The 23,965-nt window shown below is 60.2% G+C and carries 23 protein-coding genes and 3 pseudogenes; 16 read left to right on the forward strand and 10 right to left on the reverse strand.

Annotated elements, in window-relative coordinates; all coding sequences use genetic code 11:
* The first annotated feature begins 2 nt into the window (after nt 1-2).
* The 5 genes from X265_RS16190 to msrA are packed head-to-tail and all read left to right on the forward strand — an operon-like array spanning nt 3 to nt 4,406.
* Complete coding sequence (locus tag X265_RS16190) at nt 3-428, forward strand: OsmC family protein (RefSeq protein ID WP_128965706.1); 426 nt, start codon at nt 3-5, stop codon at nt 426-428.
* Nucleotides 429-464: 36 nt separating this feature from the next.
* Nucleotides 465-923, forward strand: a complete 459-nt coding sequence (locus X265_RS16195) for a cupin domain-containing protein (RefSeq protein ID WP_128965707.1) — start codon at nt 465-467, stop codon at nt 921-923.
* Nucleotides 924-977: 54 nt separating this feature from the next.
* Complete coding sequence (locus tag X265_RS16200; RefSeq protein ID WP_128965708.1) at nt 978-2,075, forward strand: mandelate racemase/muconate lactonizing enzyme family protein; 1,098 nt, start codon at nt 978-980, stop codon at nt 2,073-2,075.
* 4 nt (nt 2,076-2,079) lie between these two features.
* The gene (sdhA, locus tag X265_RS16205) at nt 2,080-3,876 is read left to right on the forward strand and encodes a succinate dehydrogenase flavoprotein subunit (RefSeq protein WP_128965709.1); all 1,797 of its coding nucleotides are present in this window, start codon (nt 2,080-2,082) and stop codon (nt 3,874-3,876) included.
* 17 nt (nt 3,877-3,893) lie between these two features.
* Nucleotides 3,894-4,406, forward strand: coding sequence for a peptide-methionine (S)-S-oxide reductase MsrA (gene msrA / locus X265_RS16210; protein ID WP_128965710.1), 513 nt, complete (start codon nt 3,894-3,896; stop codon nt 4,404-4,406).
* 3 nt (nt 4,407-4,409) lie between these two features.
* Here msrA and X265_RS16215 read toward each other — a convergent pair whose 3' ends face one another.
* Together X265_RS16215 and X265_RS16220 are read right to left on the reverse strand one after the other, a co-directional pair.
* Nucleotides 4,410-5,060 (reverse strand): response regulator transcription factor, encoded by a 651-nt coding sequence (locus X265_RS16215; protein ID WP_128969300.1) that lies wholly within the window; start codon nt 5,058-5,060, stop codon nt 4,410-4,412.
* 136 nt (nt 5,061-5,196) lie between these two features.
* Nucleotides 5,197-5,967, reverse strand: a complete 771-nt coding sequence (locus X265_RS16220) for a sensor histidine kinase (protein ID WP_244659330.1) — start codon at nt 5,965-5,967, stop codon at nt 5,197-5,199.
* A 420-nt stretch (nt 5,968-6,387) separates the two neighbouring features.
* On the opposite strand from X265_RS16220, the gene X265_RS16225 reads away from it, so the two are divergent.
* The gene (locus X265_RS16225; protein ID WP_244659322.1) at nt 6,388-6,750 is read left to right on the forward strand and encodes a response regulator transcription factor; all 363 of its coding nucleotides are present in this window, start codon (nt 6,388-6,390) and stop codon (nt 6,748-6,750) included.
* Between the two features lie 80 nt (nt 6,751-6,830).
* On the forward strand, nt 6,831-12,980 hold the full coding sequence (locus tag X265_RS16230; protein WP_128965713.1) for a trifunctional serine/threonine-protein kinase/ATP-binding protein/sensor histidine kinase: 6,150 nt from the start codon (nt 6,831-6,833) through the stop codon (nt 12,978-12,980).
* On the opposite strand, the pseudogene X265_RS16235 reads toward X265_RS16230, so the two are convergent.
* The 6 genes and pseudogenes from X265_RS16235 to X265_RS16260 all read right to left on the reverse strand — a co-directional run.
* Nucleotides 12,977-13,363 (reverse strand): annotated as a pseudogene (locus X265_RS16235) (ATP-binding protein); the annotation flags it as partial. The gene X265_RS16230 and the pseudogene X265_RS16235 overlap by 4 nt on opposite strands.
* A 445-nt stretch (nt 13,364-13,808) precedes the next feature.
* A pseudogene (locus X265_RS16240) lies at nt 13,809-14,147 on the reverse strand (LysR substrate-binding domain-containing protein); the annotation flags it as partial.
* 100 nt (nt 14,148-14,247) lie between these two features.
* Nucleotides 14,248-14,631 (reverse strand): DUF302 domain-containing protein, encoded by a 384-nt coding sequence (locus X265_RS16245; protein WP_128969301.1) that lies wholly within the window; start codon nt 14,629-14,631, stop codon nt 14,248-14,250.
* 304 nt (nt 14,632-14,935) lie between these two features.
* Entirely contained in the window at nt 14,936-15,448 is a 513-nt protein-coding gene (locus X265_RS41065; protein WP_208764282.1) for a sensor histidine kinase, read from the reverse strand.
* A complete protein-coding gene (locus X265_RS41070) occupies nt 15,445-15,912 on the reverse strand; it encodes a hypothetical protein (protein WP_208764283.1) in 468 nt (155 codons plus the stop codon). The genes X265_RS41065 and X265_RS41070 overlap by 4 nt, the downstream gene beginning before the upstream one ends.
* Before the next feature lie 503 nt (nt 15,913-16,415).
* Nucleotides 16,416-17,072 (reverse strand): Crp/Fnr family transcriptional regulator, encoded by a 657-nt coding sequence (locus X265_RS16260; RefSeq protein ID WP_244659323.1) that lies wholly within the window; start codon nt 17,070-17,072, stop codon nt 16,416-16,418.
* Nucleotides 17,073-18,246: 1,174 nt separating this feature from the next.
* Here X265_RS16260 and X265_RS16270 point away from each other — a divergent pair.
* From X265_RS16270 to X265_RS41390, 6 genes and pseudogenes are all read left to right on the forward strand, one after another.
* The gene (locus X265_RS16270; RefSeq protein ID WP_128965717.1) at nt 18,247-18,486 is read left to right on the forward strand and encodes a hypothetical protein; all 240 of its coding nucleotides are present in this window, start codon (nt 18,247-18,249) and stop codon (nt 18,484-18,486) included.
* Between the two features lie 58 nt (nt 18,487-18,544).
* On the forward strand, nt 18,545-18,751 hold the full coding sequence (locus X265_RS16275; protein ID WP_128965718.1) for a hypothetical protein: 207 nt from the start codon (nt 18,545-18,547) through the stop codon (nt 18,749-18,751).
* Nucleotides 18,752-18,816: 65 nt separating this feature from the next.
* On the forward strand, nt 18,817-19,044 hold the full coding sequence (locus X265_RS16280) for a hypothetical protein (protein ID WP_128965719.1): 228 nt from the start codon (nt 18,817-18,819) through the stop codon (nt 19,042-19,044).
* 353 nt (nt 19,045-19,397) lie between these two features.
* On the forward strand, nt 19,398-19,664 hold the full coding sequence (locus X265_RS16285) for a hypothetical protein (RefSeq protein WP_128965720.1): 267 nt from the start codon (nt 19,398-19,400) through the stop codon (nt 19,662-19,664).
* Nucleotides 19,657-19,935, forward strand: a pseudogene (locus X265_RS16290) (hypothetical protein); the annotation flags it as partial. The gene X265_RS16285 and the pseudogene X265_RS16290, both read left to right, overlap by 8 nt.
* Before the next feature lie 193 nt (nt 19,936-20,128).
* Nucleotides 20,129-20,368, forward strand: coding sequence for a DUF6894 family protein (locus tag X265_RS41390; protein ID WP_373291644.1), 240 nt, complete (start codon nt 20,129-20,131; stop codon nt 20,366-20,368).
* Between the two features lie 88 nt (nt 20,369-20,456).
* Here X265_RS41390 and X265_RS16300 read toward each other — a convergent pair whose 3' ends face one another.
* On the reverse strand, nt 20,457-21,266 hold the full coding sequence (locus X265_RS16300; RefSeq protein ID WP_128965721.1) for a transglutaminase-like domain-containing protein: 810 nt from the start codon (nt 21,264-21,266) through the stop codon (nt 20,457-20,459).
* Nucleotides 21,267-21,653: 387 nt separating this feature from the next.
* Between X265_RS16300 and X265_RS16305 the strand changes: the two genes are divergently transcribed.
* From X265_RS16305 to X265_RS41400, 3 genes are all read left to right on the forward strand, one after another.
* Nucleotides 21,654-22,649, forward strand: coding sequence for a zinc-binding metallopeptidase family protein (locus X265_RS16305; RefSeq protein WP_128965722.1), 996 nt, complete (start codon nt 21,654-21,656; stop codon nt 22,647-22,649).
* 462 nt (nt 22,650-23,111) lie between these two features.
* On the forward strand, nt 23,112-23,471 hold the full coding sequence (locus tag X265_RS41395; RefSeq protein WP_244659324.1) for a hypothetical protein: 360 nt from the start codon (nt 23,112-23,114) through the stop codon (nt 23,469-23,471).
* Nucleotides 23,464-23,691, forward strand: coding sequence for a hypothetical protein (locus tag X265_RS41400; protein ID WP_244659325.1), 228 nt, complete (start codon nt 23,464-23,466; stop codon nt 23,689-23,691). The genes X265_RS41395 and X265_RS41400 overlap by 8 nt, the downstream gene beginning before the upstream one ends.
* A 91-nt stretch (nt 23,692-23,782) precedes the next feature.
* Here the strand turns inward: X265_RS41400 and X265_RS40500 are convergent, their stop codons facing one another.
* The gene (locus X265_RS40500; RefSeq protein ID WP_164938338.1) at nt 23,783-23,965 is read right to left on the reverse strand and encodes a hypothetical protein; all 183 of its coding nucleotides are present in this window, start codon (nt 23,963-23,965) and stop codon (nt 23,783-23,785) included.

A 23,965-nucleotide genomic window follows, 5' to 3' on the forward strand; every position in this document is an offset into this window, starting at 1 on the left:
AAATGATTCGCAAGGCAACAGCAGTTTGGCACGGGACAGGTCGCGCGGGCAGCGGCCATCTGTCGAGCGATTCCGGTGTGCTCGCCGATACCCCTTATTCGTTCAAGACTCGCTTCGAGAACGAGAAGGGCACCAATCCCGAGGAACTGGTCGCAGCCGCGCATGCCGGCTGTTTTACCATGGCACTGGCCTTCGGCCTGCAGGCTGCGGGTTTCACGCCAACCGAGCTCTCCACCGAGGCGGCTGTCACGTTGGAGCAGGATGGGCAGGTGTTCCATATCGGCCGCTCTGCGCTGACACTGCGCGCGAAGATCCCGAACATCGACGAGGCCGCCTTCGCCCGCATCGCGGGCGAGGCTGAGAAGAACTGTCCGGTCTCCAAGGTGCTCAACGCGACAATCACGCTCGATGCGAAATTGATCGCTTGAACACAAACGTCCTCAGCAGAGGAAAGGATCGAACCGATGACCGGCAACCATCAACCCGATCAGTCTCAGTTCAGGGCGATCCTGCCCGAAGATATCGACTGGAAACCGTTCCCGGCATTTCCGACCGGAGCGCGTCTCGCCATCGTCGTGGGCCATCCCACGGAGCCCGGTCCTTATGTGGTCAGGGTCAAGGTGCCCGACGGCACGAAGCTGATGCCGCATAAGCATCCTGAGGATCGCATCTACACGGTGATGTCGGGCGTGTTCTACATCGGGCTCGGCGAGGCTTTCGACGGCGACAAGGTGAAGGCTTATCCGCCGGGAAGCGTCATCGTCCTGCCTGGCGACACCTGGCATTTCCATTGGGCGAAGTCCGGCGAATACGTCACGCAGGTGACGGCAATCGGGCCGCTCGGCCTCGAGTACCACGATCTCGATGACGATCCGCGCCATGCGGCTGAGCCCGTCAGCCAGCGGGCCGGAACCGCGGCGTAGTTGCCGTCAGCAGGTGAGAACGCTGATCGCGCGAACGAAGAAGGGTGCTCGACAATGATCATCACCGGCATCGAGAGCATTCCGCTGCGCATCCCGTTCAAGCCTGGGACCAGAACCGCTTCTTCAGCGTGGGGCGATGGCAACCTGCCTGCCGCCGATTCCCTGCTGGTCAAGGTCACGACGGATCACGGCTTGGTCGGGTGGGGTGAGGCGTTCGGCTTCCGCGCGGTCGCTTCCGCCAAACTTGCGGTCGACCAACTGATTGCGCCGCTCTGCCTCGGGCAGGACGCGCGGCGGACCGAACCGCTGATGTTAGACATTCAGAAGAAGCTGCACGTCTTCGGTCGAGGCGGCGCGCTGGCCTTCGCGTTGTCGGCGGTCGACATCGCCCTTTGGGATCTTGCAGGAAAGGCCGGCAGCGCGCCGCTCAGCCGGTTGCTCGGCGGCGGTGCGGAGGAGCTGGATTGCTACGCAAGCCTGGTGCGTTACTCCGACCCTGCGCTGGTCAGTGCTGCCGTTCGGCAGGCGATCGATGCCGGATTTCGCGCGCTCAAGCTTCATGAGATCGAGCTTCCCGCCATTCGCGCCGCGCGCGAGGAGGCCGGCGCGGATATCGAACTGATGCTCGACGTCAATTGTCCGTGGACGCTCCACGAGGCGCGCCAAAAAGCGGAAGAATTCAAAACGATTGACCTGAAATGGCTCGAGGAGCCGGTCTGGCCCCCGGAGAATTTTGATGGCCTTGCCGCAGTGAGAGCTTCGGGCATCCCGACTGCGGCCGGCGAGAATGTCTATACCTTGATGGACTTCGAGCGCCTATTGGCAGCAAAAGCCGTGGATTTCGTCCAGCCGAGCCCGGCCAAGATGGGAGGTCTCAGCGAGCTCCGCAAAATCTTTCCGCTCGCTGCAGTCCACAACATTCCGGTGATGCTGCACTCGTTCTATGATGGGCCCGGTCTATTGGCGGCCATCCATGCGACGGCAGCGCTGGGAACACCCGACTCCATGATCGAATGGCGCTGGTTCGATTTGGAAGCGACGATATACGGTGACGCGCTGAGGACGAAAGAGGGCAGGATTGCGGTGCCGCAGGGGCCGGGCCTCGGTCTTGATCCTGATCCCGATGTCATCAAGGCCTACCGCTGGAAATAGCCATATGACCGAAGCCTACGAGATCATCGAGCACAGCTATGACGTGGTGATCGTCGGGGCCGGCGGCGCGGGGATGCGGGCGGCGCTGGGCATGGCCGCATCGGGATTGCGCACGGCCTGCGTCACCAAGGTGTTTCCGACCCGAAGCCATACGGTCGCGGCGCAGGGAGGCATGGCCGCTTCGCTCGGCAACATGGGCGATGGCGACAATTGGCGCTTCCACATGTACGATACGGTGAAGGGCTCGGACTGGCTCGGCGACCAGGACGCGATTGAATATATGTGCCGCGAGGCGGTGCCGGCGGTGCTTGAGCTCGAGCATTACGGCGTGCCGTTCTCGCGCACCAGGGGCGGCATGATCTACCAGCGTCCCTTCGGAGGGCAGACCATCGGCTTCGGCAAGCAGATGGCGCAGCGCACCTGCGCGGCGGCGGACCGCACCGGCCATGCCATCCTGCACACGCTCTACCAGCAATGCCTGAAGCACAACACAGAGTTCTTCATCGAATATTTTGCGCTCGACCTCTTGATGGATGACGACGGTGTCTGTCGCGGCCTGCTCGCCTGGAATATGGAGGATGGCACGCTGCATCGGTTCCGCGCGCATCGGACGGTGCTGGCGACGGGCGGCTATGGCCGCGTCTACTTTTCCTGCACGGCCGCGCACACCTGCACCGGCGACGGCAACGCCATGGTGTTGCGCGCAGGATTGCCGCTGGAGGACATGGAGTTCACGCAGTTTCATCCAAGCGGCATCTATGGGTCGGGCTGCCTGATCACCGAAGGCGCGCGCGGCGAGGGCGGCTACTTCACCAATTCGGAAGGCGAGCGCTTCATGGAGCGTTATGCGCCAAGCGCGAAGGATCTGGCGGGACGCGACGTCGTCTGCCGCGCCATGACCATCGAGATCAACGAGGGACGCGGCTGCGGCCCTCGCAAGGACTACATCGAGCTGCATCTGGAACACCTCGGCGCAGACATCCTGCATGAGCGCCTGCCCGGCATCAGCGAAACCGCGCGGGTCTTTGCCGGCGTCGACGTGACGCGCCAGCCGATCCCGGTGCTGCCGACGGTCCACTACAACATGGGCGGGGTGCCGACGAACCTGCATGGCGAGGTCACGACCAAGCACAAGGGTAATGCCGAAACGGTGGTGCCGGGCCTGATGGCCATTGGCGAGGCTGCGTGCGTGTCCGTGCACGGCGCCAACCGGCTCGGCTCCAACTCGCTGCTCGATATCGTCGTGTTCGGCCGTGCGGCGGCCCTCCGTGCGACCGAAATGCTGCGTCCGGGCGAAGGTCATCCGCCGGCCCCGCAGGCGGCCACCGACCAGGCGATCGCCCGACTCGACCGCATTCGGTGGTCGAAGGGCAAGACGGGCACAGGCGACATTCGGCTTGCGATGCAACGGACCATGCAGAAGCATTGCGCGGTGTTCCGGACCGGGCCGTTGCTGGACGACGGCGCCCGCGAGCTCGCCAACGTCATGGCGACGATGCGTGACGACCTTGCGGTGGCCGATCGTTCCATGATGTTCAATTCCGATCTTACCGAGGCGCTCGAGCTTGACAACATGCTGGCGCAAGCCAATGTCGGCCTGAGGTCGGCGATAGGCCGGACCGAAAGCCGTGGCGCTCATGCCCGCGAGGATTTTCCAAAACGGGATGACGAGAATTGGCTGAAGCACACGCTGTCCTGGGTGGACCGGGAAGGGCACGTGCGACTTGACTACCGGCCGGTGCATCTGCAGCCTTTGACCAACGAGGTTGCGACGATCCAGCCCAAGGAGCGGGTCTACTGAATGGATGTAGGCATCAAATGACGACAGAACGCGCCGTGCTCGCGGGAGGGTGCTTCTGGGGCATGCAGGACCTGATCCGCAGGCTGCCGGGCGTGATCTCGACACGCGTCGGCTACACGGGCGGCAGGGTGAAGAATGCCACCTACCGCAATCACGAGGGCCATGCCGAAGCGATCGAGATTACCTTCGACCCGGCAAAGACGGATTTCAGGGCCCTGCTGGAATTCTTCTTCCAGATCCACGATCCCTCCACCCTCAATCGCCAGGGCAACGATGTGGGCACGAGCTACCGCTCGGCGATCTTCTACACCAACGGCGAGCAGAAGAGGGTCGCTGAGGACACGATCGCGGACGTCGACGCCTCGCAACTCTGGCCCGGCAAGGTGGTCACGGAAGTCACGCCTGCCGGTGATTTCTGGGAGGCCGAGCCCGAGCACCAGGATTATCTCGAGCGCTATCCGGACGGCTACACCTGTCATTTCCCGCGCCCCGGCTGGAAGTTGCCGAAGCGGATGGCCGGCGCGGTCTGACCCCTATCGTCCCGGTCTGCGCCGGTCCGGCTTGAGCGCATCGGCCATCCGGACCAGTTCGGCATAGGTGCGCGCGCCCATCTTGTGCATGGCCGCGCCGCGATGGATCTTGACGGTGATCTCGCTGATGCCGAGATCACCGGCGACCTGCTTGTTCATCTTGCCGGCCGTGACGTGCAGCATCACTTCCTGTTCGCGTGGCGACAGGGTCTCGAAGCGCTGTCTCAATTGCGTGGCGTCGTTCTCGACCGTTCGCCGTTGCCGATCGCGCTCGATGGCTGCCATCACGGCGTCGAGCATGTCCTGATCGCGAAACGGCTTTGGCAGGAAATCGACCGCGCCGTGCTTCATGGCGTGGACCGACATTGGAATGTCGCCGAACCCGGTCATCATCACGACAGGAATGCCGACGCCGATCTGGACCAGCCGGCCCTGGAACTCCAGGCCGTTCATGTCGGGCAGCCTGACGTCGAGAACGATGCAGCCCGGCCTGTCCGAGAGATTTGTCGAAAGAAAGTCCTCTGCGGTGGCATAGGTCTGGCTCTGTAGCCCGACTGAGTCAAAGAGGCCTGCCAGCGCATCGCGCATGGATGCGTCATCGTCGACGACGTACACGAGGGGCTTTTCTGGTTTTTCGTTCGCCGCGGACCGCATTGCCTTCGGACACACCGTATTTTTGCGGGCATGTCTAACATGAACGGCGGCGGGCCGGGGATCACACCTATGTATAGGTATGGCGGAGGCCACCAGCGGGCTGCCCCCGAAAGTTCAATGACAGCGGCACCTTAGGTCAGGCCGCGGGTGCATAGATCGAGAACAGCGATCCTTCTCCAACGACGGAACGAACCTCGATCCGGTGGCCGAGCGCTTCGAGCGCGCGGCGGACGATTGAGAGCCCGATGCCGAGACCGTGGCCGCGCTCGGGCGCGAGCCGTGTGAAGGACTCGAAGATTCGCGGCAGTTGGCTCTCGGGAATGCCGATGCCCGTGTCATAGACATCGATCCTGATCTCCGCTCCCTTGCGGCGGCAACCGATCAGGATACGGCCTCCTGGCTCCGTATATTTGATCGCGTTGGTCAGGAGATTGCCGAGGATGCAGCCCAGCAGGATCGGGTTGCTCGTGACACAGGCATTCGTCGAGATCGCCCGAACGGCGATCCCCCTTTGAAGCGCGGCATCCTCGTTTTCGTGCCTTAGCCGCCAGAAGAGCGCTCCAAGGTTGAGCGCGGATACCTCGAGCCCATTGGTACGCTCGGCGAGATAAAAGGCGTCCACCAGGCTATTGAGCTGCTCGGTCAGTTTCGTGACGGCGCGCTCGCCGCGGTCGATCCATGCCTGGTGCGGGACGTCATCGAGTCGCGAACGCAGCAGCGCGTAGGTGCCCTGGATAATGTGCAGCGACGACCGGAGGTCGTGTCCCATCATGCCCACCAGCGTCGTCTGCAACTCGACGCCAGCAAGCGTTTGCAGGTTTTGACCTTGTCTGGCCGGTGCGGCCGCGAAGCTGTCGATCGTTCTCATGGGTACCCCCAATGTTGCTGGATCTTGCCACGACGCCACCAAGCGCCTGCCGGAGAGGAATTGCCATCCTACGTTCCGGTGTCGTCATCAACCGATCGTATGATCGTGGCGTCCCACCGGTGCGCCCCGCAATGACGCTCCCGTGTGATGCATCCAACGCCAGTGTTTGATTCATCCGATCCGAGCGTCGGCGCAGTATCGCCTCATGCAGGCAGGCCGCGAGATGGTCTCCCCGAATGGAAAGTCGGCCGCATGCCGTTCAACGTGGATTCTTCGGCGGACTTCCAATTATACCTGCCGCTCGGGGACGGATTGGACGTTCGCCAAATTCTCAGCCTGCCTGCCAGGCTAAACGCGACCTATAACACTCATGTATAATTCCTGGGCAGGAAGGGCAGGTGCAAGAGTGGGTGTTCCCCGGCTCATGTGTTCAGTTCGGGGCAAGGATATTGAGTGCCTATGGATCTCGAAATCGCGGTCATCGACGATGACGACTCGTTCCGAGTGGCACTCGTGGAATCGCTGTCTTCGCTGGGATATCAGGCCGACGGATATTCCTCTGCCGAAGACTATATTGGCAGGGTAGGCGGCAAGTTATTCAGTTGCGTCGTCACGGACATTCATATGCCCGGAATGAGCGGACTGGATTTGATGCAGCGCCTGTTCGCCGAAGGCTCGACAACCCCCGTCGTGTTGATCACGGCACGTTCCGATACCAATCTTGAGGCGAAGGCGGCGGCGGCGGGGGCGGTCTGCCTGCTCAGAAAGCCATTCGAGATAAACGACCTGATCGGCTGCATCGAAGGCGCTGTAAGCGACTGAGCGTTGCCGATCGTTCAATTTCGAGGATACGCGAACTGGCTATATGACACGCTTTAGCTGCCTGCAGATGCGTAGCGCGCTTGCCAAAGCTTTCTGAACTTGCTGCAGACGCTGTCAAAAAAGCAAAATACTCACGAGCGAGCGATAAGGTGCGGTTCAACGCGGCGGAAGCCAGCGATCCAGGCCAGGAGTGGTCGGAAGGTGTTGTCGCGTTGCGCAGGATTCGGCGCAACGCGAGCAATGATGCTACAGGCGCTCCGGTCACCGTGCTCGCGGCTTGTGAGCCTCCGGCCTCAGATGGCCCGAACGGGCTTGCTCATGAATACGGGCTGGCCGAATATCTCGATCGGGAATGGGCGCTCATGCCGCTGGAACTCGTGCAGGAGCCCGACCGGACATGTCTGACGTTCGAGGATCCCGGCGGTGAACTGCTCAGCCCGTTGCTGGGCGCGCCTATGGGCATCGAGGCGTTCCTTCACCTCGCGATCGACATCACCGCCGCTGTCGGCAAGATGCATCAGCGGGGTCTGGTCCACAGGGACATCAAGCCCGGCAATGTTCTGGTGAACAGCAGCGACGGCGCGGTGCGGCTCACAGGCTTTGGAATTGCATCGCGCATTCCGCGCGAACGACAGCCTCCAGACCCCCCGCAGTTCATCGCCGGCACGCTTGCCTATATGGCCCCGGAGCAAACGGGCAGGATGAACCGGTCGATCGACTCACGCAGCGACCTCTATTCGCTGGGCGTGACGTTCTACCAGATGCTGACGGGAAGTCTGCCCTTCGACGCCGTCGACGCGATGGAATGGATCCATTGCCACATTGCGCGCCGCGCTGATCCGCCCGATGTGCGCGTCAGCGGAATTCCGCAAGTTCTTTCGTCCGTCGTGATGAAGCTTCTCGCGAAGACCGCGGAGGAACGCTACCAAACCGCGCGAGGCGCCGAGGCCGACTTGCGGCGTTGTCTCGCCGAATGGCAGCTCAACGGATTGATCGAGCCTTTCGTGCTCGCCGCGCACGACGCGTCAGACCAGTTGCTGATTCCAGAGCAGCTCTACGGCCGGGAGCGGGAAATCGAAGCTTTGCTCGCTGCCTTTGATCGGGTGGTGGCGCAGGGCAAGCCTGAGCTCGTCTTGATATCCGGCTATTCCGGGGTCGGCAAATCGTCGGTGGTGAACGAGCTGCACAAGGTCCTCGTGCCGCCGCGCGGGCTGTTCGCCGGCGGCAAATTCGACCAATACAAGCGTGACATTCCCTATGCGACCCTGGCCCAGGCCTTCCAGCGTCTCGTCCGCCTGATTTTGGCAAGGAGCGAGGGCGAACTCGGTCGGTGGCGCGAAGCCTTGGTCCGGGCGATCGAGCCCCATGGCGGTCTGGTCGTCGATCTCGTTCCGGAGTTGAAGTACATCATCGGCGAACAGGAGCCGGCGCCCGAGTTGCCGGCGGCCGACGCCCCGCGTCGCTTCCAGTTATTGCTTCGGCGCTTTATCGATGTCTTCGCTCGTCCCGAGCATCCGCTCGCCTTGTTTCTCGACGACCTGCAATGGCTCGACGCGGCGACGCTGGATCTGCTTGAGGATCTCCTCACGCAGGGCGGCATATCGCACCTGCTTCTCATCGGAGCCTATCGTGACAACGAAGTCGATGCATCTCATCCGCTGATGCGGAAGCTCGCGTCGATCAAGGCGGCAGGCCGGTCGCCCGTCCAGGAGATCAAGCTGGGAGCGCTCAACGCAAAGGACGTGTCGCGGCTTATTGCGGATGCGCTGCATTCTGGGACGGATCGAGTCCGGGACTTGGCGCAGCTCACTTTGCAAAAGACCGACGGCAATCCCTTTTTCATCAATCAGTTTCTGTCGGCGTTGAGAATTGAAGGCCTGATCGCATTCGATTCCGCAAGCTCGCGCTGGTCGTGGGACCTCGAGCTTATCCATGCGAAGGGCTACACCGACAATGTCGCCGACCTGATGATCGGAAAACTCGCCCGGCTTCCTGATGCAACCCAGCGGGCGCTGCAACATCTGGCCTGTCTAGGCAATATCGCGACCGCCGAGATGCTGGCCAGGGTTCACGACACCACCGAGCAGGACCTGCACGCCGCGCTTGTCGAAGCGCGCCGCCAGGAGTTGGTCGATGTTCTCGAGGGCTCTTACCGCTTCGTGCATGATCGCGTCCAGGAAGCTGCCTATGCGTTGATCCCGACCGAACAGCGCGCGACTGTGCACTTGCGGATCGGCAGGGCCCTCGTCGCGCATACACCACCGGACAAGCTGGACGAAGAGATTTTCGGGATCGTCAACCAGCTTAATCGTGCAAAGTCCCTGCTCGCAGCGCCGGAAGAGCGCGAGCAACTGGCCGAGTTCAATCTCATTGCCGGCAAGCGTGCCCGTGCCTCGTCCGCCCACGTTTCCGCATTGCATTATCTGACCACTGGAGCCGCCTTATTCACGGAGGATGACTGGAGTCGGCTTCGTGAACTCAGGTTTGCCCTCGAACTCAACAGGGCGCATTGCGAGTTCGCGTCCGGAGCCATCGCGGATGCCGAACAGCGCCTGCACGGCCTTGCCGTTCGCGCGGCCACAGCCGGAGAGCTGGCCGCGGTGGCCTGTCTCCAGGTCGATCTTTACCAGGGCGTTGGTCGCACCGACGAGGCTCTCGCCGTCGGATTGCGTTCGCTGCGTCAACTCGGCTTCGAATTTCCTGAGGATCCAACGGAAGAGGATGCTCAACGCGCCTATGACGACATCTGGGTTCGCTTGGGCGACCGTGCGATTGAGGATCTCGTCGACCTGCCGCGCATGAGCGACCCGGAGTCGTTGGCTGCTCTAGAGCTTCTGAACAGCATCGTGGTCCCCTCGAAGTTCTATGGCTCCCGTCATCTGTTCGCCGTGGTCCTTTGTGCGGCGGTCAGTCTGGGACTTGAGCAAGGTCACGGTGGTGCGTCCTGCTTCGCCTACGTGCAGCTGGGCTCCTTGGCAACCTATCTCGGGCATTTCGATGCCGGTTACCGCTTCGGACGGTTGGCATGCGAGTTGGTCGAGCAACCGGGATGGCAGAGCTTTCAAGCCAGGACATTCCAGACGTTTGGCATCGTCATGCCCTGGACGAAGCCGGTGCGAAGCGCGCGCGAATTCCTGGTACGTGGCTTCGATCTTGCTAGCCGATTCGGCGAAATAAGCTACGCGGCCTATTCCTGTAACCAGCTCAGCACCAACTATTTCGTGGCGGGAGACCCGTTGATCGAGGGACAGGAGCAGGCCGAGCATGGTCTTGCCTTTGTCCGGAGGGTCGGCTCCCGGACGGTCGAAGCCTCGCTTCTGGGGCAACTCGGCGTCATCCGCTGCCTGCGCGGGTTGACGACACGCTTTGGCGCTTTCGACGACGCTGAGTTCCGCGAAGCTGATCTTGAGCGCGAGCTTGCCGGCAATCCGGCGTTGGCGCTCTCGGAATGCTGGTACTACATCCGCAAGCTGCAGGCTCGCTACTTCGCGGGCGAATATCTGGATGGCTTGCAGGCAGCCCTCAAGGCGCAACCGATGGTCAGCAGCGCCCTGCCTCTGTTCGAGTTCATCGAATATCACTTCTACGGTGCGCTCTGCTGCGCGGCGGTGTACGACACTGCCTCGCCCGAGGACCGCATGTCTCATCGCGCGCGACTGAGCGAGCACCTGGGGAAACTCGAGATCTGGGCTCTTCATTGCCCTGAGAATTTTGCCGATCGGGCAGCGCTCGTTGAGGCCGAGGTGGCCCGGATCGAGGGGCGCGCCGGCGATGCCGAGCGCCTGTATCAAAAGGCCATCCGTTCGGCGCGCGCGAGCGGCTTCGTCCACAACGAGGCCATCGCTTACGAGGTGGCGGCGCGTCATTATGCGGCGCGCGGCGTCGACGATATATCGGATATGTATCTTCAGCGAGCCCGAGAGTGTTATCGGCGCTGGGGTGCCGACGGCAAGGTGCGGCGGCTCGATCGGCTTTTTCCTCATCTGGCTGCTTCGAACGCACAGCATTCCGCCGCAATGGTTGGCTCCTCGGTTCAACACCTCGATGTCACGAGCGTCGTAAAAGCCTCCCAGGCTTTGTCGAGCGAGATCGAGCTGCCGAAGCTGATCGAGCAACTCATGACAATCGCGATCCAGAACGCAGGCGCGGACCGTGGGCTCTTGATATTGCCGTCAGACGACGAATACCTGATCCGGGCCGAGGCGCGAGCGAGCGGAGATCAGATCGAGGTTGCCCTGTGCCATGATCCGATGACGCCGACCGCATGTCCGGAATCGCTGGTTCGCTATGTCGTCCGGACTCAGGAAAGCGTGATTCTCGACGATGCCTCCAAGCCAAGTCTGTTCTCGGGAGACGAGTATCTGCGCGACCGACGGCCGAAGTCGATCCTCTGTTTGCCGTTGATGAAGCAGCGAGAGTTAGCCGGAATCCTCCTGCTTGAGAACACGCTGACTTCGCATGTGTTCGCACCGAATCGAATGACGGTTTTGGAGCTGCTCGCGGCACAGGCCGCCATTTCGCTGGAGAACACGCGCCTCTATGGCGATCTCGCGCGGGCGGTCGAGCGCAGGAAGCAGGCAGACGTCTACCTGGCAGGAGAGAAACACGTCCTGGAGATGATGGCCACGAGCTGCCCTCTTCGAGACGTGCTCGCCGCGTTATGCCGATTCTTTGAAGATGCCGCGCCGGATTGCCACTGTGGCATTTATCCGATCGACAACCGCAGCAAGGCCTTCGAGTTCGGTGTCGCACCCTCGCTCCCGGTCAGCTACACCAATCCGATCGAGGGGACGCCGATTGCCGAGGATGACTCTCCACGCGGCCGATCAATCGCCGAAAAGATCCAGGTGATCACGGAGGATATCGGATCAGACCCTCGCTGGGCACACGCTCCCTGTCGAGCCCATGTTCTTGGGCACGGCCTGAGATCGGTTTGGAGCACGCCGATCTGCTCAAGGGAGGGAACGGTTATCGGCACCGTCTGCGTCTACCGGGAAAAGGCGTCCAGCCCGTCCTTGTATCACCAGGAGGTCATCGCACATGTTGTGCACCTTGCCAGCATAGCGATCGAGCGATCTCAGGCCGAGGCGGTGCTAAGGCGCGATGAATTTTATCTCACGGAGGGCCAAAGGATTGGCCTTACGGGCACGTTTGCATGGGACGTGACAACGGATGAGGTGACGTTCTCCGATCAGCTCAAGCGTATATTCGAATTTGACTCGGATACTGTGGTGACCATTCCGCGACTTCGAGAGCGCATCCATCCCGATGATCTCCGATCGTCAGGCGTATACCTGCAGGAGGTTCAGGCCGGCAGCGACAGTCCGGACTATGAATTGCGGCTGCGAATGCCGGATGATCGGATCAAGTATTTATCGGTCTGCGCGCGCATGGTGAGGCACGAAGACGGTCAGGTGGAATGCCTTGGTGCCATCCAGGATATTACACGGCGTCGCCTCGCGGAAAATGCGCGGGACAACATTCGATCCGAGTTGGCGCATGTAAGCAGAGTCGTCAGCCTTGGTGCTCTGACGGCGTCAATCGCCCACGAAGTGAACCAGCCGCTCGCGTCAATCGTAACAAGCAGTGAGACAGCGCTACGTTGGCTGAATCGGCCGGAACCTGACTTCGGGAAGGTGGAATCGGTTCTCAGGCGCGTGGTGAGCGATGCGCGGCGCGCGGCCGACATCATCAATCGCATCCGCACAATGGCTGGCAAGGGTGTAACGAAGAGGTCGGAAACCACCCTTGCCGAAATCATTTTGGAATGCATGGCATTGTTGCACCACGAGTTCCAATCAAGGCAGGTGTCAATTTCGCTCGATTTGGACCCTAGCGTGCCGAAGGTCATGGTCGATCGCACGCAGTTGCAGCAAGTCGTCGTAAATTTGGTCATCAACGCGGCGCATGCCGTGTCGAATGCAGGGACAGCGGAGCGAAACGTCGCGATCCGAACGCGGAATATCGACCCGGGTAAGGTATGCTGCATTGTGGAAGATAGCGGTCCTGGCATCGAGCCAGAGCATTTGCCTAAACTGTTCGACAGCTTCTTCACGACCAAGGAGACCGGAATGGGGCTCGGCCTGCCCATAGCCCAGTCGATCGTAGAAGCGCATTACGGTCGGATACAGGCCGACAACGAATCGTCGCTTGGCGGGGCAAGGTTTGTCTTCGAATTGCCGGCGAGCCCATTGTCAGGGGCCGAGACTGGCCGCGTCGCGGAACATTAGGTCGCGGGCGACTCGATTTTCGTGGGCGCCTTTTCCTCGATCGGCAGCGTCATGGAGAACACTGCGCCCTGAGGTTCGTTCGGTGTTGCCCATAGCCGGCCGCCATGTGACTCGACGATCGAGCGGCAAATCGACAATCCTATGCCGAGGCCCGTCGACTTGGTCGTGTAGAAGGCCTCGAAGAGACGCGCGGTATCTGTTGAGACAGACCCGGGCCCAAATCGAGCACCAGCGACAAGCAAATTGCCCGGTTCGCCTTCAGCGCTGTTGATCTGAAGCTCGCGCGATCCTTCACCGACTCCGCTCATGGCCTCAACCGCGTTCATGAGCAGGTTCAGGATCACCTGTTGTAACTGGACCTTGTCGCCGAGAATGGGCGGCAGCCCCTCCGACAATTGTAGCTTCACCAAAATGCCATTGGCGGACATCGCTCCGCGGGCAAGTTTCGCAATCTGAAGGATGGTTCGGTCGACGTCCAGCGTCCAAGGCCCCTCCCGAACGGGCTATCAGCAGGCTTGCCGCTGGCTAGTCCCTCGCGTCAGGCGAAGGACCGGATGAGATATCGTAGGTTTGGCTGGTGTGGGGAAAGGCGGTAGCGCTCCCCCGCTACCAATCCTGTGATTTTGCACGCCAAACTCCGATTTTGTACGTCCGATGGTAGCGTCTCGGATAGTGGAGCGGTGCGACGGGATGGCACCTTTTGCCTTTGGGCGCTGCTTTTCATGGGCGAGCTCAGTTCGGATCGACAGGGCATCGGCAGCTCAAGGCGTGAAGCCTAGCGCTGCTTGGTTGCGGTGATGCTCGACCAGTCCTGCTTTCAATGCGAGGACGGGGAGTTTCACCGCCGAGTTGCGCCACGACGCAATCCCCAAAGGCTCGTACCGACGATCCTTGTCGGCTTGCGCGCGGGTAGATCAAGCGGTGACCGACGGACCGGATATCGTTGGCTCGTCCGGCCAATGGAACCACCAATCGACCGCTGGCTAGCTCGCGTTCGGCCAGAAGAGTTGATTCCAATGCTACGGCCAAACCTTCGGCAGCCGTCGCGATCGCAAGAAAGCTCCGATCGAAGCTCATGCCATGAAGCGCTGGAGCTTCCAATCCATTCGCGGCGAACCAGTGATGCCACTGCACCTATTTCACGTCTGAGCAGATCAGGATCTGATCGTCAGCCTTCCGGCTATCGCCAGCTGACCAATCCGGCCCATGCCAGTGAGCGCGGTGATCCGTCGCTAGTTACACCACGCAACGGGATCCCGGATCATGCTTAGATCGCGTCGACCGCCGCCTTCAACTCGCCGCGGACCTTCTGCGCGATGGCGCCCAAGGGCTCGTTATGTATGGCCTGCATTGACGCAACCGGATCCACCGCTGCGACTTCCGTCCCGCCCTCGATCTCCTGAACAACCACGTTGCACGGAAGCATGGTGCCGATCTTGTCTTCGACCATTAGCGCCTGATGCGCCATTTTCGGATTGCAGGCACCGAGAATGACGTAGGGTCGAAAGTCAGCGCCGATCTTCTCCTTCAGCGTCGACTGCACGTCGATGCGGGTCAACACGCCGAATCCGCGTGCCTTCAGCGCGGCTATCGCTTTATCGACGGCCTCAGAGAAGGGAAGATCGAGCCTTTTCGAGAAGTAGTAGGACATCTCCAACTCCTATACTGACTGAGCGGCGGCGCTACGCTGATTGGTCCGCTCCTTGGTGCGACCAAATCAGCTCAGCCGACTTTAACCATCAGCTGGTCCAAAAAGTGCAGTTCTATAAATATCAATCGCTTCACAACTCGAGACTCCTCGCCCGCTGGGTGATGGCAGCGCGAAGAACTTGATCTCTCGACCGCCAATCTTCATCCGGTCAAACGGCTGGGTCCGGTCGATAGTACGATCATTGCGGCGACATTCGCGATAAGCACGGAGGCGAGCTGACTGCCCCATTTCCATAGGGCTCGCTTTAGCGGCCGAGAGAGGCCAGCGGCAAAGAGATGACGACCGAGAGGCCGCCCGGATTCCAGGTGCGGCGGATGCCGCCACCGATCCGCTCGATCGTCGTCTCTACCAATTTCGTGCCGAACCCTGTCGACGTGGGAGCCGTCACGGCTTCCGCGCCTGTCTCCGCCCAGCCGATCTCCAGACGATCGGCGTCGACCGACCACGTAACGTCGATGGTGCCCTTGTCGCGGCTCAGGGGGCCGTATTTGGCGGCATTGGTGGCCAATTCGTGGAACACTAGCGCCAGATGATTGGCAGCTTGTTCGCCGATCGCGACCGGCGGCCCATTTAGATGGGAGGTCGCCACTCCGTGCGGACGAAGGATGCAGCCGACAAGGTCGCCCAAGCTGGCGACGGCCGCGACGTCGTCGCCGAAAGAGCGTCGGATCAGCCCGTTGGCCTCCGACAGCGCGTGTAGCCGCCCCGAGAGGGTTTCAGCCAATTCTTCCTTGGTCGCGGCGTTGCGGGCCGTCATCCGGACCATGCTATCGGCGACGCTGCGGCGCTTTTCACGCCTAAGGGCACGAGCAGCACCTCGGGAACTGTGATGCGGGCCTCGCCAATGCAGTCGTAGGCCCGCTCCGGATGTTCCATAAGTGTCGGCTCCGCGAGGTCCAGGCACACGCCGCAAGGACTGAAATTGCGCGGCGTCGTGGCGCCCTCGAAAGTCGAGAGCTCGCCCGCGAGCGCGTACCAGCGGAATTGGTTGGCCTCGGGCTCGAAGATGCTAATGCCGGCGGAATGGGCACCGCAGATTTCCATGCCGGTCCTGACCAGCCGGGGCAATATCTCTTCCGGATGATCGGACATCACTTCAGCGAGATCCTGGATCGCGAGTTTCTCGCGCAGGAAATCGGGGGCGGCCGACTGCCGGTCGGCGAGCTGGTCGCTGATGATAATGGCGGCGACCGGATCCGGAAGCCGGGCCTGCGATCGCATGGGGGCACCTGGAGATGTGACGACCGCGCTATCCTGCCACCGCCGCTGGATCGCATCAATGTTCGTCGCATCCCTGCTCGGCATCTGGGTACCCGTCGCCAATTCTTGCCCGGCTCGCTTCCCGCCCTAATCAGGAACGAACCCAAAGCACCTGGTCACATGAAGCCAGGCGGGAGAAGAACCTGATGATGTGAGGGGAGTTCACCTCGGCGGCTGCAATCCAGCTGAGCTCACCCATTCGTCCAAGTGAGCTGCCGTATCTGCCCTGCTGGCTCTTTTGAGCAGGTCTTCTCGGCGACGAGTTGGTGGCAGACTCAATGCTTCCCCGCGCAGGTCTCTTGCGAAAGTCGACAGGCGCTCCTTCAATGAGACAGTTTGTTTGACCCGGCGTCTTCGCTTGATCATGCCCTTTGTCCCGCTAAAGAAAGATCGGTTGCTGGGATTCGGCAGTTCGCGCTTCTACATAAGCTAAGGGATTCACAAAAAGCCGGACTTCCAAGAAATCAGAGGAGAACAAGTTTCTCCGGCGAATTCAGCACGTGAAGATAGGCGGGATTAAACTCCGCGAGCTCCTCAAGATCGGTACGGCGGAGGAGCTCTATGGTGTGCCCTCGCCAGTCAAGAAGGCCTTGCCGCCGCATCTCCTGCACCGTTCGATTCATATGCACTACCGAGATGCCGCAGGCTTGAGCGATGATCCCCTGAGTGAAGGGAGCAACAAAGCTCTTTTCCTTGCAAAGTCCAACACTCCCTAAACGAGCCGCGATTTCACACAGAAGATGGGCGACACGCCCCAGAGCTTCGCGCGAGCCAAGATTGTCTACCCACTCGCGATGTATTTCGGCCTGTATCAAGGTTTCCCGCCAAAACGCGTTGGTCAGCCCAGCGGAGCCGGCCAGAACATTCCTGAGACAGCTATGAGTGACGACGGCTATCGTGCTGTCACCGACGCTGCAAAGCTCGCGGTCCATCACAGGCATGTGCAGCGTATGCAGATCGGGCATATCGCCGGGCACATATATCGACGTGACCTGATTGCGGGATGCGACGATTCTTTGCCGGCAAAGAAAGCCGCTTAAGACTACACAACAACTGAGAGGGCGCTCTCCGGGCCTAGCCACGATGTCGCCCTTCGCAAAATTCTTGATGGTGTAGGGCATCCGTTCGAGCTTAGCTCGATCGTCGTGCGAGATACCCGATATCGCTTGGAGACGCGCAATGAGTTTTCGATGAGGCAAAAGCTTGCTCCCTATATTGAGGCGGGAGCGCTATCGGTCTCTCAGGCACCGACGCCTGGGCAGAGCCTCAGCCGGTGATGAAATAACAATAAACCTTTCGGTGAGTAGTTGCTACTTTAATCGTCTCAGACGAGCACGCCACGCTGATCCCATAACGGCTTACCGGCCGGCGGCTACCGCATCGGTCAGACTCTGTCCTCAAGGTGCCGGATCGAGGTTTTCAGTTTTACCTGAAAAGCTGACGTTTTCTGAGGAGCATGGAAATTCGCCGACGGGCCGCGGAAACAGCGCCTGGTTGAGCGCGGTCGCATCGGCAATTCGGGTAATAGTGAGATGGCGGTGCCGCGTCGCCCTTTAATTCATGTGCCGCGGTTCCTATATGCTGTCCATGACCCAATGGACGCTTAAGCGGGAACCCGCAAAGACCAAGGACCAACTCCGCGAGATGTTGGCGGAAGCTGTCCGCAATACTCAGCCCAAGCCGGAGCGTGCGCCCAAGACTAAGGAACATCGCGACCCGCCCGCTGGCCGAGTTTGAACTGCTTGCGATGAAAAAGCCGGTCCTTTCGGTTGACGAACCAGAGCCGACAAAACGTTCGCGAGCGGACCGGCCTCCTGCTGAGGGATTCGTCACGGTCGTAGACGGCCATTTTAAGTCAGAGTTCGAGACGCGCGATGCCGCCGAAGAGTCGAGCCGGAAGCTGAAGTCAGCTTTTCCGATGCTTCAGATCGCAATTTACGATGCCGCTACAAAGGCGCGAACCTTAGTGAGCTAAGCGGCGGGGTGCAGCGGGGCTGATCGCACGCCGTGCGCCGAGAGGCAATGTCAGCTGCCAGGCCACCTGCCGACGCAGGAACGAGCGCCAAGCTTTCTGCAGTGCGCTGACGATTTGTCGTTGCACGAGCCGAAAAGCGAAGGCTGGACGGCTGAACTCCCAGTTCGGCCCTAGGAGCGGCGAGGAGCTAAGTCTCAAGCTGAGCGATGTTTACAGGCTGCCCCGGTAAGATGGTTCAACCTTCTGCCGACAACGTCGGCGTCCTCACTAGGCGTGGTGCATTTGAAACGTGATATGGTCACTGCAAAGCAGGAGATTCAATGAGCATCGTAAAACGTCATCTGGCCGAGCAAGAAGAACGCCTGGTGCTAATTGAGGAAATTTGCATTGATACAGGGGCGCTTGTCTTGGATGTCGCCACAGACGAAATCTACTTCTCTGCAGACGAACTGGCGTGCAAGAACGCCTACGTGACCGTGTTTCAAGCCTGGGCGAAGGGCACGATCAAGGGGACAGCGGAACAGATATTCGAGGCTACAAAATCCATTCTGGAGGATTAGAGTTTCCGCCTTGGACACGAGCGGGCTAGGTAAAGCCGCAACGTTGAGGAAAACACACATGCCGCACGCCTATAAACTAAATGAAGACGTTCGCCACCAAGCTCAAGGCCCGCAAGGACGCGCCGCAACTGAGCCGCCGATGATTTACACCGTCGTACAGCACATGCCGATCGAGTCCGATGGGCGAGTGAGGTACCGTATCAGGTGCAAGGCCAACAAGATCGAGCGCGTCGTTACGGAAGATCAGCTTTCGTATTTTCAGTGATCTCTCGTATCAGTCCGGAAGCATCCAAGGGCCTCCACGGTTTCCGGAGGCAGCAAGGAAGAAAAATGGCAGACCGGCGGGAGCTCTATCGCAGTCCAAATGGCGACGCATGGTTCATCGCACGCGAACCCACAAACGGTTACGCGTTCATCATCCACCAGCCCAATGCGCCCTCTGGTGGCCGGCTATCTCACGTCGAGCTGGGCGAGTTCTTGCGTGATGGGAAGGGACCCGAACAGCAAGCTATGTTGCGGTTGATCGGAACGCTGGTCGAGGTACCGCCGTTCGCGTAGCACTCTTTGCCCGTTGATTCTGGCTGCAGCGCCTTACAAAGCTGATGGCCATTAACAGCGGTGCGACCTTTGAAAGTGCAGCGAGATCTCAGCGGACACAGCGTTTAGCACCCTCTTGCGCGAGAGAGTTTGGGCCGCCACCTAGCCCAGGGCTCCGCCGCCGCCAAAATTACTCGTCGCGTCTGGGCCTTTCATCAGAACGATCAACGCAAGGGTTAAGTGCCGCGCGGGTGCCCGCTGCGCTGTGACATCTTCGTCTGCGGTAGGTCACAATAGTGCTGGCTATTGCCGCGCGAGCGGCGCATGCTCGGGTCCAGCATCGGTTGGGGCTTCACTTGCGAAAGGCAGCGTGCATGACCATCCGCTCGCGACGAGAAACCGTCACCTTCAAACATCCGTTCCGCATCCGCGGCATCGAGCGCGTCTTGCCAGCCGGCGCTTATGAGGTCGTCACAGATGAGGAGACGATCGAGGGGCTGACCTTCTCGGCCTATCGCCGTATTGCGACCATGATCACCGTGCCCGGTGAGACCGGTCGCGGAACGACGGAGATGTTGTCGATCGGCTCGATCGATCTTGCGAACGCACAAGCTGCGGACGCGAGCATGGTCCATGACTGACCTGCCGTTCGATCTCGACGAGCGCCGCGGCATGGCCGCGCAGAAGGCCACCGAACTGCGCCGCGAGGTCGAGGCCAATCTCCGCGAGGTGCGTGTTCGCGAGGCTGATCTCGAAAACCGCATGATGACCGTTCCTGCGGCGTCCTGGCCGGAGGCGGCTGTGAAGGCGCGCCATCTGCTCAACCTCTATGCTGTAAGCCTGCTTGCCCAGGATACGCGCCATCGCGCACTGGTGGCAGCCCTATTCGACGATTTCGCCCGGCTGTGGGGGAGAGCTGAGGCGAGCGTCGGCCGCTTGCATTCTCGGCCTGACCGGGAAGCAGGGGCAACGGACGGTGATTGGTGGCACGCCCTCGCGGGTTCCGATCACGCAACTGGAGCAAGCCGCGACGTTGACCTGCGAAGGCGGGAGATGCCTTCAGAGCCTCTCGCGCTGGCGTCGATGCTCGCTAGAAGCGGTGCACATGATAAACAGATATTTCTTCGATATCAGAGACGATCGCGAGCTCTACCCTGATGAAGATGGAATAGAGTTTTCCACGCAACGAGAGGCCGAGATAGAGGCGGCTCACACGTTGGCGGGATTGGCACGCGATTTGGCGGGGCAGGAAGACCGCCCGGATGTTGCAGTCGAGGTCCGAACAGAGGCGGGCCGCCTATTTCAGGCGGCACTGATCTTCGAAGCCAATAAATGCAAGCAATAGACCGCTGCTTATCGCGCGTTTGGAGTCTGTGGGGGCTCTGTTCCGCGCTTGGTTGGCAGTTGCATTGCCGAACTCGCAGCTGGGGCGATCAACAGACGAGTTCGTCGGTCCAAACCTTGAAGTCCAGTAGGGTATTGGGGCCGAATGTCTGGGTGATTGGAACGTCCGCGGCATCGCGGCCCTGCGCGATTAGCACGCGACCGATCCGCGGAATGTTGTTACGGGGATCGAATGTGTACCAGCGCCCGCCGATATAGGCTTCGAACCAGCCGGCAAAATCCCCGGCGGCATATGGAGGTGCCATGCCAATGTCACTGAGGTATCCCGTGCAATAGCGCGCGGGAATGTTCATGCAGCGACAGAACGCAATAGCCAGATGTGCATAATCCCGGCAGACGCCTTTGCCTTCGTTAAACACTTCCCAGGCAGTCTTGGTGGGGCGGGCGTGTTCGTAGCCGAAAGCGATGTGGTTATGGACGAAGTCGCAGATGCCCTTGACCCGTGCCCAACCAGGCGCGGTCTTCTCGAACAACTTCCACGCCATGTCGGTAAGTCGGTCGGTCTCGACATACCGGCTCCCGAGCAAATACACGATGGTGTCCGGAGGAAGATCTTCCACCGCATGTTGCTGCGCTGATGGTACGATTAGGTCGGCCTGACCGCTATCTCGTACGATGCCGTCCGCTGTGAGGCGCATGCGGCCGGCGGGCGCAACGAGACGGCTACACCAATTTCCGAAACCGTCTCGATAGGGCGTAATCGGCACTGACGGCTCGCTGACAAGATGATCGGGCACGACGATGTCGGATGCCCGCGTGAAGTGCGTGCCGACAACTGCAATCAGAGGTGTTGGTTGCGGAAAGTCGTAGATCATCTCGAAGCCAACGCGGATTTTCATGGGATCTGGCTCCAATGAGACGATTGAGAACGTCGCAAGACTGTCTGCGCATCATCACCGACGAATGCTGCGAGCGCTCAGGCGCGAATAGTATGACATCGCAGCTGCGGCCACCAGCAGCATGCTCGATTGCGACGGATCAACCGTCCAACACCTGACCGGAACCCATTCCAGACTGAGGGCTTTGCAAATGATGAAAATGCGATCCAGAGTCAAACCCATGTCCGTTCAGCCGGTGCAAGACTGGCTGGCCCAGCCCATATCCGACAAGGCGTCCTATCAGGGCGCGCGTCGCACTGTGAGTGCAGCCGACGCTGACATTCTGAGGAAGCGCGCATTAAAGAAGCAGCGCGCATTGATCGGCACCCTCAATGAACGTGTGCGACCATGAGAGAGTTCAAGTGTCCTCATTGTGGGCAGCTATCGGCCTTCGAGGCTTCCGAATGCAATGGCTGTACGCAGCCGCTGATGTTCGATCCTGAGAATATGGCAATGGTTGGCGTGAAAAGTGCCCTTGAATGCGTGAACCGGAATATCATCGGTTGCAACTGGTGCGCTGTTGCGACAACTCCCTATTGCCTGTCCTGCTCCCTGACCCAGGTCATTCCCAGCACGCAGAATACGCAAAATGTCTCGCTTTGGACGCGCGTGGAGGACGCCAAGCGCAGACTGATCTACGACCTGCGACGGCTCCGCCTGCCCATCGCGTCCGCTGGTGGATTTCAGCTGGCATTCGAGATTCTGTCCGACGAGCACGGGCCGGTCCTGACCGGGCACGAGTCCGGCCTGATAACGGTCAACCTTGCGGAGGCGGACGATGTGCAACGCGAGATCAGGCGTGTTTCCTTTCGCGAACCCTATCGCACCCTTCTTGGTCATTTTCGACACGAAATTGGGCACTTCTACTGGAATGCGCTGGTACACGAAGGAGGCTTCCTATCGCCCTTTCGGCTGGTGTTCGGCGACGAGACCGAGAATTACCAGGCTGCGCTTGCTGCCTATTACGCCCGTCAAGATTGGTCGGACGATCCGACAAGTCACATCAGCATGTATGCGACATCTCACCCCTGGGAAGACTGGGCCGAAACCTTCGCCCACTTCTTACATATCGTTTCGACCCTGGATTCGCTGGCAGGACTTCCGCTGTCTTTGGACGCGCGCGCTCAGCACACGCTAAACGACCCTTATCTCGAAAGCGATTTTGGCGCACTTTTGGAGCTGTGGGCCCCGCTCGCACTTACGATCAACCGCCTCAACCGCTCGCTAGGGCTTGCCGACGCGTACCCATTCGACATTTCGCCCGCAGTTAAAGGCAAACTACACCTGGTCCATATGGCGATTTCGGCTTTTAGAAATCGGCATGAATCAAGGGCAGCGCGGTAGATTGTCGATGGTCGGGAGCTCTATTCGTTCTGCCCACGCTTCCGGCGCTCGAGCAATCTCGCTGGCACGGAGGCATGGTCATTGTGGCTCAACATGCCGGCTACGAAACAATACTCAGCCTATTGATTTTAAAGTGGATGCTTCCTTGGTAATGGCCGAGATGGCGGTGCCAGACTTGCGAACGACGCTTGTCGCAAGCGGTGTGTCAGCTGGTCGAAAGCGGTCTTAATGTGAAGGAATCCTCCTAAGTAGAACAAATGCACCCGCAGTCGGTGAGAAGCTGGCACACCAGATTCCGAAGCCGAATTGGCGACGATTTGCCGAGCGCGCAGGCAGGCGTATCATTAGTGCCATGCCCGAGCTGATCGGTCTTGCATCTGTACCGCGTCTCTGATCCCGTAATTACGGAGTGCCCTGATTGGTGGAATGCCCGGAGAACTAGAAACGCCCGCGAGTGGGGACATGCAGCGCTACATCGAAGAACAGAACATCGCTCACTTCCAGCGGCTCCTCTTGGAGGAGACCGATCAACGATCCCGACGTTTCATTCAAGAGCAGTTGTTGGCCTCGAGGCGAAGACTCGCGACCCTCATGGCGGTTGCGACAGGACTGAAGACGAATCCACAGATCATCCGGGAGCGGACATTTCCGCACCCCGAGACGAAGCTCATGAGCAAGTTCCGGCATGAGTTCGAGATGGCAACGACGCCGCAGTTGCTGATCGACCCCGGCGGGGGCTTGCACATCGTAGACGCCAATCAGACTTATGCAGCGGCGACGATGATCGAGCCCCGGCAGAGTGGCCGGCGAAAGGATGTTTGACGTCTTCCCTGATAATCCAGGCGATCCTTTTGCCGATGGTGTCGCAAGCCTATGCGATTCCCTTCGCATTGTTGCCGAGACCCGTCAGCCGCACGGGATGGCCATTCAACGATATGATGTGAGAGACCCAACCGGGAAATTCGCCGAGCGATACTGGCAGCCGCTCAATAGGCCAGTCCTGACGAAGTTGACGATCTCGCTTTCATCCTTCACCAGCTGATCGACGTAACGGCGCAATTTGCCCGCCGGCCTCGGCAGTCTGCCTAGGCTCTTTTGTACTTGCGGCGGGACCGGCCAGCTTGATCTGAAAGTCACTCCGGCCGGTAGCCACCGTCTTTCACCTGCCGCGCGATTACAGCGTTCGCTTCTCGGATAGCGCGGCCTTCGTCTCCGGTTCGCTCCAGACAATCGTTGGCGATCTTTGCCCAAAGCTCCTCAATTTCCACGTTGTCGCCTTGTGCGTGTGCCTTTCGGGACCATTCGCTGACCTTCAT

Source organism: Bradyrhizobium guangdongense, from assembly GCF_004114975.1.
Classification (GTDB): domain Bacteria; phylum Pseudomonadota; class Alphaproteobacteria; order Rhizobiales; family Xanthobacteraceae; genus Bradyrhizobium; species Bradyrhizobium guangdongense.

Coding starts and splice junctions, on each gene's coding strand:
- X265_RS16225 (WP_244659322.1), top strand. CDS start 6,388: ATGGATCTCGAAATCGCGGTCATCGACGATGACGACTCGTTCCGAGTG.
- sdhA (WP_128965709.1), top strand. CDS start 2,080: ATGACCGAAGCCTACGAGATCATCGAGCACAGCTATGACGTGGTGATC.
- X265_RS41065 (WP_208764282.1), bottom strand. CDS start 15,448: ATGACGGCCCGCAACGCCGCGACCAAGGAAGAATTGGCTGAAACCCTC.
- X265_RS41390 (WP_373291644.1), top strand. CDS start 20,129: ATGATAAACAGATATTTCTTCGATATCAGAGACGATCGCGAGCTCTAC.
- X265_RS16260 (WP_244659323.1), bottom strand. CDS start 17,072: ATGCCCTACACCATCAAGAATTTTGCGAAGGGCGACATCGTGGCTAGG.
- X265_RS16200 (WP_128965708.1), top strand. CDS start 978: ATGATCATCACCGGCATCGAGAGCATTCCGCTGCGCATCCCGTTCAAG.
- X265_RS16275 (WP_128965718.1), top strand. CDS start 18,545: ATGCCGCACGCCTATAAACTAAATGAAGACGTTCGCCACCAAGCTCAA.
- X265_RS16285 (WP_128965720.1), top strand. CDS start 19,398: ATGACCATCCGCTCGCGACGAGAAACCGTCACCTTCAAACATCCGTTC.
- X265_RS41395 (WP_244659324.1), top strand. CDS start 23,112: ATGCAGCGCTACATCGAAGAACAGAACATCGCTCACTTCCAGCGGCTC.
- X265_RS16195 (WP_128965707.1), top strand. CDS start 465: ATGACCGGCAACCATCAACCCGATCAGTCTCAGTTCAGGGCGATCCTG.
- X265_RS16215 (WP_128969300.1), bottom strand. CDS start 5,060: ATGCGGTCCGCGGCGAACGAAAAACCAGAAAAGCCCCTCGTGTACGTC.
- X265_RS16190 (WP_128965706.1), top strand. CDS start 3: ATGATTCGCAAGGCAACAGCAGTTTGGCACGGGACAGGTCGCGCGGGC.
- msrA (WP_128965710.1), top strand. CDS start 3,894: ATGACGACAGAACGCGCCGTGCTCGCGGGAGGGTGCTTCTGGGGCATG.
- X265_RS16270 (WP_128965717.1), top strand. CDS start 18,247: ATGAGCATCGTAAAACGTCATCTGGCCGAGCAAGAAGAACGCCTGGTG.
- X265_RS16280 (WP_128965719.1), top strand. CDS start 18,817: ATGGCAGACCGGCGGGAGCTCTATCGCAGTCCAAATGGCGACGCATGG.
- X265_RS16245 (WP_128969301.1), bottom strand. CDS start 14,631: ATGTCCTACTACTTCTCGAAAAGGCTCGATCTTCCCTTCTCTGAGGCC.
- X265_RS41400 (WP_244659325.1), top strand. CDS start 23,464: ATGTTTGACGTCTTCCCTGATAATCCAGGCGATCCTTTTGCCGATGGT.
- X265_RS16305 (WP_128965722.1), top strand. CDS start 21,654: ATGAGAGAGTTCAAGTGTCCTCATTGTGGGCAGCTATCGGCCTTCGAG.
- X265_RS40500 (WP_164938338.1), bottom strand. CDS start 23,965: ATGAAGGTCAGCGAATGGTCCCGAAAGGCACACGCACAAGGCGACAAC.
- X265_RS41070 (WP_208764283.1), bottom strand. CDS start 15,912: ATGCGATCGCAGGCCCGGCTTCCGGATCCGGTCGCCGCCATTATCATC.
- X265_RS16300 (WP_128965721.1), bottom strand. CDS start 21,266: ATGAAAATCCGCGTTGGCTTCGAGATGATCTACGACTTTCCGCAACCA.